Below are 632 nucleotides of genomic sequence, written 5' to 3'. Positions count from 1 at the left end.
CTTCGCTTTTTATAAAGGGTATATGGATTACGACAAACAACCTATAAACGTAGATGAACAGGTTGCCTTGCTCCAGAACAGAGGGCTGGTGATAGAAGAGAGAGCCTGCGTAATAGGCAAACTGGAGAACGAATGCGTAAAGGCATTCCTCGACCACGAGGAAGAGATTCTTGCCGGCACCTTCGAGGGAGCCCTCATCGACCACATCTCGGAGCACGAGCGCAATGCCTACATCACCTGCACCCAGGTTTCGAGAAAGAAGATTTATGCCAGCAAGCCCGTTCTCGACATCGAGCTTTCGGGTTACAAGATCATGGCTACGCTGATGGAGGTATTCATCGATGCCGCCGTCAACCCGTCCCGTTTCTACTCCAAGCAGCTTCTGCGCCGGGTAAGCAGCCAGTACGATATTTGGTTGGAAAGTCTGGAAGAGCGAATCATGGCAGTATTGGATTACATCAGCGGCATGACGGATATCTATGCCTTAGATATTTATCAGAAGATCAACGGAATAAGTCTGCCGATAGTATAGAAACAAAACAGGCGTTTCTTATATTTTTGCGTAAAAGTGTGTTAAATAAAGAAAGATAATAGGAAGAAGAATGCAATAATGGGGGGAGAATAATGTTTTA

General features: G+C 45.9%; 1 pseudogene. It reads left to right on the top strand.

The features are described 5' to 3' along the window. Nucleotides 1-532 (top strand): annotated as a pseudogene (locus tag CFT61_RS16405) (dehydrogenase); the annotation flags it as partial. Between the last annotated feature and the right edge of the window lie 100 nt (nt 533-632).

This window comes from Segatella copri (assembly GCF_002224675.1).
Lineage (GTDB): Bacteria > Bacteroidota > Bacteroidia > Bacteroidales > Bacteroidaceae > Prevotella > Prevotella copri_U.
This window is presented reverse-complemented; position numbering and strand designations above follow the sequence as displayed.